The following is a 5,951-nucleotide window of genomic DNA, read 5'->3' as shown; positions in this document are numbered from 1 at the left end:
CCCAGCAGCTGCACCGCGACGGCGTGCCGCGCCACGAGATCGCGCTGCTGTACCGCAGCAACGCGCAGAGCCGCGTGCTCGAGAGCGCGCTGTTCAACGCCGGCATTCCGTACAAGGTCTATGGCGGGCTGCGCTTCTTCGAGCGCGCCGAGGTGAAGCACGCGCTGGCCTACCTGCGCCTGATCGAGAATGCCAACGACGACACGAGTTTCCTGCGCGTGGTGAACTTCCCGACCCGCGGCATCGGCGCGCGCACCCTCGAGCAACTGCAGGACGCGGCGCGCGCCAGCGGCCGCAGCCTGGCGCAGAGCGTGGGCGCGGTGCCGGGCAAGGGAGGTGCCAACCTGCAGGCGTTCGTCGCGCTGGTCGACGCGATGCGCGAGGGCACGCGCGGCCTGACGCTGCGCGAGATCATCGAGCACATGCTGCACGCGTCGGGCCTGGTGGACTTCTACAAGACCGACAAGGAAGGCAAGGACCGGCTCGAGAACCTGGAGGAACTGGTCAACGCCGCCGAGGCCTTCGTCACGCAGGAAGGCTTCGGCAAGGATGCCGTGGCGCTGCCGGTGGACGAACAGGGTGCGGCCGCTGCAGCGCAGGCGCCCGATGCCGAGACCGGCGAGATCATGTCGCCGCTGGCCGCCTTCCTCACGCACGCCTCGCTGGAGGCCGGCGACAACCAGGCACAGGCCGGGCAGGACGCGGTGCAGCTGATGACGGTGCACTCGGCCAAGGGCCTGGAGTTCGATGCCGTCTTCATCACCGGGCTGGAGGAAGGCCTGTTCCCGCACGAGAACAGCCTCGCCGACCATGATGGGCTGGAGGAAGAGCGGCGACTGATGTACGTGGCGATCACGCGGGCGCGCACGCGCCTGTACCTGAGCTTCAGCCAGACGCGGCTGCTGCACGGGCAGACGCGCTACAACGTCAAGAGCCGCTTCTTCGACGAACTGCCTGAGGCCTGCCTGAAGTGGATCACGCCGCGCAATCAGGGCTTCGGCTCGGGCTTCGCGCGCGAGTACCAGCAAGCCTGGCAGCGCGGCTCGGGGCTGGGCTCGATCGTCGGCGCCGGGAAGGTGGAGCCGCGGCCGGCCAGTTCCTATCCGTCGGCCCCGAAGGCGGCGTCCTCACACGGCCTTCGCACCGGCCAGAGCGTCTTCCACACCAAGTTCGGCGAAGGCGTGATCGTCACGCTCGAGGGCAGCGGCGAGGACGCCCGCGCCCAGGTGAACTTCGGCCGCCACGGCATGAAGTGGCTGGCGCTGTCGGTGGCCAAGTTGACGCCAGTGAACTGACTATTCCTTCGTGCTGACGTTCACTACCCGCCCGCTGCGCGGATCGACCTCGCAGCGGTAGCTGAACGGGATCAGGTTCATCCCCGGCGCGCGCTCCACCGAGCCCGCGCCGATCAGCGCGATGCGGTCGTTCTCGCCGGGCTGCACGCGCCGCGAATCGGAGCCGAAGTTGATGCGGCCCACGCGCGGGTGCAGCTTCTTCAGCGCCGCCGCCGCCGCGCTTTCGCAAGCCTGCGGCGAGACGTTGGTGAGGTCGGGGTCGAAGGGCTTTTCCGCGGCGGCGCGCTGGCCGCCCGTCTCGCGGAACACGACGCCCGAGGTGCTGTCGTCGGCGGCGCGGTAGGCGCAGCCGTAGGTGAAGCCGACGCTGGCGCCACCGGCCGAGCGGTAGCGGCCTTCGCCGCGGATCGCCGTCTCGTCGTCGGCCTGCGGCGTGAGCACGCGGCGCGAGGCGAGAAACTGCACCTCCTTGGCCGCGCTGCCACGCATGCGCCGCACGGTCTCTGCCACTTCCTGTTCGCAGCGTTCGGTGGCGCGGGCGATGTCGGGCTGCGCCAGGGCTGGCGCCGTGGGCCAGAGGGCAGCAGTCAGGATCAGCAGGCCGGGAAGTCGAAGCATGGTCGAAGGCACAGGCGGCGGGTCGGGTTCGGCCGATGGTCGCCGCTTTGGTGCATGGCGGCAAGTGCAGATGTCCCGCTGCTGCGCCGGCGGGCGATCCAGCGGCAAGCGAGGCCCGGCAAGGCTCTGGGTCGGCATTCCACGGCTTGTGCACAGGGTTCTCCACCGCCACTGTGGACAAGGAGGAATTGCCATCTTCCCTAGACTGAAGGCATGAAGTCAGTGCTTTCCCTCTTGAGCTTGTTGCTGGTCAATACGGCGGCGATGGCCGGTGAGTCCATCGACTGGCAACGTGTCGGCGCCTTCGAGATTGCCCGCACCGAGACCACCGTCGCACAGTTCGCCCGCTTCGCCGAGGCGACTCGCCTCGTCACGCAGGCCGAGCGGCAAGGCGGCGGCCAGGTTTACGAGGCGGGCTGGGTGCGCAAGCCCGGCTGGAACTGGCGAGCGCCCTTTGGCCAGCCGGCGCAGGGCGACGAACCGGCGGTGCACGTGACCTTCGACGAGGCTCAGGCCTTCTGCCGCTGGTCGGGCGGACGGCTGCCCTCCGAAGCGGAGTGGGTGAGCGCGGCCTATACCGAGCAGCGCGAGGAGCCGCCCTCGCCGTTCGTGCGCGGTCGCGCCTATCCGTACCCGAGCGGCGAGCGGCCCGACGGCGCGCAATGCCTTGGCGACTGCGGCGTGGCGGCGAAGGAGCGTGCCGTGAGGCACGGCGCCGCCTTGCTGCGGGGCGATGGCCATGCGCGTGCCGGCGTCACGCCGGCCGGTGTGAACGGCCTGCACGACATGGGCGGCAATGCCTGGGAGTGGGTGGACGAGCCGCGCGGCGCCACCGGCAACGCCGAACGGCGCACGCGCGGCGGCTCCTGGTGGTACGGCGCGGCGCAGATGCGCGCCGATCACCTGCAGGGCAAGCCTGCCGACACTGCCGTGGTCTACATCGGCTTTCGCTGCGCGCGGTCGGTCTCGCCGGACAGGCCGATCTCGATGCGACCCAAGCTGCCGTAGTCGGCGACGACACGGTCGCCCGGCAGGATCTCCAGCGGTACCATGCAGGTGCCGCACGAGGCCCAGTCTCCGGCGCGCAGGCCGATGCCGAGCGACGACAGCTCGTTGGCCAGCCACACGAGCGCGGTGCGCGGATCGCCGAGCAGGGCGCGGCCCTGGCCGTCGCGGGTGTAGCGAAGCGTCCCATCGCCGCCGTGAACCTTCGCGTGCACGGCGTGCGCCGCGAGGTCGAGCGCGCGCCATTCCGGCGGGGCCGCCGGCCCGAAGGCGAAGCGGCCGCAGCAGGCGTCGTCGGCGATCAGCTGCGCCTGGCCCGCACGGGTGAACTCGGCGAAGCGCGAATCGGGCAGCTCGAACGCCGGGTGCAGCGAGGCCACGGCCTCCATGACCTCGTCGGCGCCGTAGGGCGCGGCGCGCGGCGGCAGGTCGGCGCCCAGGCGGAAGGCGAACTCGGGCTCGACCACGCGCATGCGGTTGCCGGCCAGGCCGAGCGTGGCGCGGACGGGATGGACGAAGCTGTCGAGGATGCGCCCGGCCAGCGGCCCGGCGACCTGGATGTGCGCCTGCCCGGCCGTGCTGGTGGCGGCGATCTTCCAGCCGACCACGGGCCGGCCGGCCACGAGGGGCAGCGCGGCCTGGATGGCGTGCCCCGCGGCGGCGTCGCGCGGGCGCAGCGCGTCGGGCAGCGCGTCGATCACGCTGCCCGATTCGCGGCAGCGCCAGAGCAGGCGGGCGGCTTCGAGGGCGCTGGGGGGCATCGCGGCTCCTGGTAGACGGCTGCCGATGTTGCCAGAGGACGGCTGGCGTTTTGCCCGACACTCCGGAGCGCCGCAGCACAACCCAGAGAGGACTGATGAGTTCGACCGACCCGATCACTGCCGCCGCACCCGACGTGCCGCGCCGCTCCCTGTGGCGCGAGGTCGGCGACGCGATCCGCGGCACCGGCGCCGACTACACCAAGATCCCGCTGCGGCGCGCCGTGTTCCTGCTCGCCGTGCCGATGGTGCTGGAGCTGGTGCTCGAGTCGACCTTCGCCGTGGTGGACATCTGGTTCGTCGCCAAGCTCGGTGCCTCGGCCGTGGCGACGGTTGGTTTGACCGAGACCTTCCTGTTCCTGCTCTACGCCATCGGCGTCGGCTTGGCGATGGCCGTGACGGCGGTGGTTGCGCGGCGCACCGGCGAAGGCCACCGTGAGGCCGCGGCACTCAGCGCCGCGCAGGCGATCTGGATCGCGGTGCTGGCGTCGCTGCCATTCGCGGTGATCGGCATCGTCTATGCGCGCGAGCTGCTGCAGCTGATGGGCGCCGACGCGTGGACGCTCACGCACGGCGTGGCCTACCTGCAGTGGATGCTCGGCACCAACGTGATCCTGATGCTGCTGTTCGTCTGCAACGCGATCTTCCGCGGTGCCGGCGATGCGGCGGTGGCGATGCGCGTGCTGTGGGTGGCCAACGGCATGAATATCGTGCTCGACCCGATCCTGATCTTCGGTCTCGGGCCGATTCCGGCGATGGGCGTCGAGGGCGCGGCCATCGCCACCGTCATCGGCCGCGGCACCGGTGTGGCGATGCAGCTGTGGATGCTGCTGCGCGGCAGCCAGCACATCCGCGTCGCCCGCGCGCACTTCGCCGTGCGCTCCGAAGCGATGTGGCACATCGTGCGTACCTCGCTGGGTGGCATCGGCCAGATGATCGTGGCGATGACGGCCTGGATCTTCCTGATGCGCATCCTCGCCGCCGTCGGCAGCGAGGCGGTGGCGGCGGCCACCATCGCCATCCGCCTCATGATGTTCAGCCTGATGCCGGCCTGGGGCATGTCCAACGCCGCGGCCACGCTGGTGGGCCAGAACCTCGGCGCCGGCGAGCCCGGGCGCGCCGAGGCCTCGGTGTGGCGCATCGGCTGGTACAACATGGTCTTCACCATCGCGGTGTCGGTGGTGTTCTACCTCTTCCCGCGCGAGCTGATGGGCCTGTTCACCAGCGAGCGCGCGGTGGTCGATCTCGGCGCGCAGTGGCTGCGCATCCTGTCGTACTCGTTCTTCGTCTACGGCTGGTGGATGGTCTCGGTGCAGGCCTTCAACGGCGCCGGCGACACGGTGACGCCGACCAAGATCAACCTGGTGTTCTTCTGGCTGATCCAGATCCCGCTGGCCTGGCTGCTGGCGCTGCATCTGGACCTGCAGGCCACCGGCGTCTTCTGGGCCGTGTTCGTCTCCGAGACCTCGGTGGGCGTGTTCACGCTGTGGCTGTTCACGCGCGGGAAGTGGAAGACGGCGCGCATCTGAGCGCGCCCAAGAGAAAGGGGCCCGCCATCGCTGACGGGCCCCTTGCTTGTTTTGGCTCCCCGACCTGGGCTCGAACCAGGGACCTACGGATTAACAGTCGCGTGGGGCCGGTCTAGATGGGACACTTCGGGACGTCCTGAGAATCGAATAAGCCTATGTAGATCAATGGTTTAGTGCGGATTCTTTGTCTCGCGTCGTCCCGCTCGATAGCATCTGTGCTCGCCGTTTCTCGGACACCGGTCGGACACGAATGCCCCTGCTCACCGTGCGCGCCGTCGAGGCTCACCGCCCGAGGCCTGAACCCTACAAGATCACGCTCGACCGTGGCTTGCAGCTTCGCATCGCGCCAGACGGCAAGCGAACTCTTCTGGTCCGCTACACGGTCAAGGGTTCCAACACCGAGCGGCAGTACCGGCTGCCTCAAGAGTACGGAGAGGGACCCGGTCAACTCAAGCTGGCAGCCGCCTGTGCCGAAGCCGCGCGCATCCGGGCCCTGGCACGGTCGGGCGTGGACTGGACCGAAGCGGAGGATGCACGCCTGCGCTCTGAAGCGGCGAGCAAGGCCGCTCTACAGCGGCGCGATGGCCTGACGCTGGAGAAGGCACTCTTGGACTACGTCGGTGAGCGTCCAGTCCGACCATCTTGAATGTCGGGTAGACGCATAGGAGCCTCGTGTCCACTTCAACTGTTGGTGGACACGTGAACACTATCCCTGATCTACAAGCTGGCCCGCGCCGTCGACGTCG

The 5,951-nt window shown here is 69.6% G+C and carries 6 protein-coding genes; 4 read left to right on the top strand and 2 right to left on the bottom strand.

The genetic code is table 11. The features are described from left to right. Positions 1 to 1,295 (top strand): 3'-5' exonuclease (locus AB7F93_RS13930; protein ID WP_428303513.1); only part of this gene is annotated, 1,295 nt, incomplete at its 5' end. On the opposite strand, the gene AB7F93_RS13925 is transcribed toward AB7F93_RS13930, so the two are convergent. Continuing rightward, positions 1,296 to 1,913, bottom strand: a complete 618-nt coding sequence (locus tag AB7F93_RS13925; protein ID WP_428303512.1) for a hypothetical protein — start codon at positions 1,911 to 1,913, stop codon at positions 1,296 to 1,298. A 213-nt stretch (positions 1,914 to 2,126) separates the two neighbouring features. On the opposite strand from AB7F93_RS13925, the gene AB7F93_RS13920 reads away from it, so the two are divergent. Further along, positions 2,127 to 2,921: a formylglycine-generating enzyme family protein gene (locus AB7F93_RS13920; RefSeq protein WP_428303511.1), complete on the top strand. Its 795-nt coding sequence runs from the start codon at positions 2,127 to 2,129 to the stop codon at positions 2,919 to 2,921. Here AB7F93_RS13920 and AB7F93_RS13915 read toward each other — a convergent pair. After that, positions 2,849 to 3,679, bottom strand: coding sequence for a 2-keto-4-pentenoate hydratase (locus tag AB7F93_RS13915; protein ID WP_428303510.1), 831 nt, complete (start codon positions 3,677 to 3,679; stop codon positions 2,849 to 2,851). The genes AB7F93_RS13920 and AB7F93_RS13915 overlap by 73 nt on opposite strands. A gap of 95 nt (positions 3,680 to 3,774) precedes the next feature. On the opposite strand from AB7F93_RS13915, the gene AB7F93_RS13910 reads away from it, so the two are divergent. Both AB7F93_RS13910 and AB7F93_RS13905 read left to right on the top strand, forming a co-directional pair. Further along, entirely contained in the window at positions 3,775 to 5,205 is a 1,431-nt protein-coding gene (locus AB7F93_RS13910) for an MATE family efflux transporter (protein ID WP_428303509.1), read from the top strand. Between the two features lie 250 nt (positions 5,206 to 5,455). Further along, positions 5,456 to 5,851: an Arm DNA-binding domain-containing protein gene (locus AB7F93_RS13905; RefSeq protein ID WP_428303508.1), complete on the top strand. Its 396-nt coding sequence runs from the start codon at positions 5,456 to 5,458 to the stop codon at positions 5,849 to 5,851. Positions 5,852 to 5,951 lie beyond the last annotated feature (100 nt).

The sequence above is a fragment of the Immundisolibacter sp. genome (assembly GCF_050250495.1).
Classification (GTDB): domain Bacteria; phylum Pseudomonadota; class Gammaproteobacteria; order Immundisolibacterales; family Immundisolibacteraceae; genus Immundisolibacter.
The sequence above is the reverse complement of the archived record's forward strand: the minus strand, read 5'-3'. Positions and strand labels throughout refer to the sequence as shown.